The organism is Streptomyces murinus (assembly GCF_002154555.1).
Classification (GTDB): domain Bacteria; phylum Actinomycetota; class Actinomycetes; order Streptomycetales; family Streptomycetaceae; genus Streptomyces; species Streptomyces murinus.
Genome location: NZ_MUNF01000981.1, coordinates 1 through 1,359, shown reverse-complemented (window position 1 = coordinate 1,359; position 1,359 = coordinate 1). Strand labels below are relative to the sequence as shown.

Genomic DNA, 1,359 nt, shown 5'->3' with positions numbered 1-1,359 from the left:
CGCGGCAATCTGGCCGGCGGCGAGGCCCAGGCGGTGCTCGAGGCGCAGGCCATGATGGCCCAGGACCCCGAGCTGATGGCGGACGTGGACCGGCGGATCGCCGTCGGCAGCACGGCCGAGCGCGCGGTGTACGACGCGTTCGCGGCGTACCGGGAGCTGCTGGCCGGAGCCGGTGAGTACCTCGCCGGACGGGTGGCCGACCTCGACGACGTACGGAACCGTATCGTCGCCCGGCTGCTGGGCGTGCCCATGCCGGGTGTCCCGGACAGCGATCACCCCTATGTACTGGTGGCGCGTGATCTGGCACCCGCCGACACGGCGCTGCTCGACCCCTCGCTGGTGCTCGGCTTCGTGACCGAGGAGGGCGGTCCCACCAGTCACAGCGCGATCCTGGCGCGGGCCCTCGGGGTACCGGCCGTGGTGGCGCTGCCGGGCGCGGTCGAGCTGGGCGNNAGCTGGCGGCGGCGGCCGCCGAGCGCCGGGCCGCGCTGGCCGCCTCGACCGGTCCCGGTGCGACGGCGGACGGTCACAAGGTGCCGCTGCTGGCCAATGTGGGCGGTCCCGCGGATGTGCCGGCGGCGGTGGCGGCCGGAGCCGAGGGTGTCGGTCTGTTCCGTACCGAGTTCCTGTTCCTGGACGACAGTGAGCGCGCTCCTTCCGAGGAGAAGCAGATCGCGGCCTACCGGCAGGTGCTGGAGGCGTTCCCCGAGGGCCGGGTGGTCGTCCNNCGGACGTCCTGCGCACCCAGCTGACCGCGCTGGCGAAGGCCGCCGAGGGGCTGCCGGTTCACCTTGAGGTGATGGCGCCCATGGTGGCGGACCGCGCGGACGCGAGGGCGTTCGCGGACGCCTGTCGTGCGGCGGGACTGCGGGCGAAGTTCGGGGCCATGGTGGAGATCCCGTCGGCGGCGCTGCGGGCGCGGTCGATCCTCCGGGAGGTCGAGTTCCTGTCGCTGGGCACCAATGACCTCGCGCAGTACACGTTCGCGGCGGACCGGCAGGTCGGCGCGGTGTCGCGGTTGCAGGATCCGTGGCAGCCGGCGCTGCTGGACCTGGTCGCGCTGTCCGCGGAGGCTGCCCGTGCCGAGGGCAAGAGCTGCGGGGTGTGCGGTGAGGCGGCGTCCGATCCGCTGCTGGCCTGTGTGCTGACCGGTCTGGGTGTCACCTCCCTGTCCATGGGTGCGGCGTCGCTGCCCTATGTCCGGGCGACGCTGGCGAAGTTCACGCTGGCGCAGTGCGAGCGGGCCGCGGCGGCGGCGCGGGCCGCGGACAGTGCCGAGGAGGCGCGCGGCGCGGCCCAGGGCGTGCTGTCCGGCGAGTAGCCGACGGGCCGGCCGGTGGCCGTGTCCGCCGTGTCGGC

Annotated in this window: 1 pseudogene; it reads left to right on the top strand. The window is 74.5% G+C overall.

From position 1 onward, the window contains the following. Positions 1–1,321 (top strand): annotated as a pseudogene (locus CCN72_RS37100) (putative PEP-binding protein); the annotation flags it as partial. Positions 1,322–1,359: the final 38 nt, after the last annotated feature.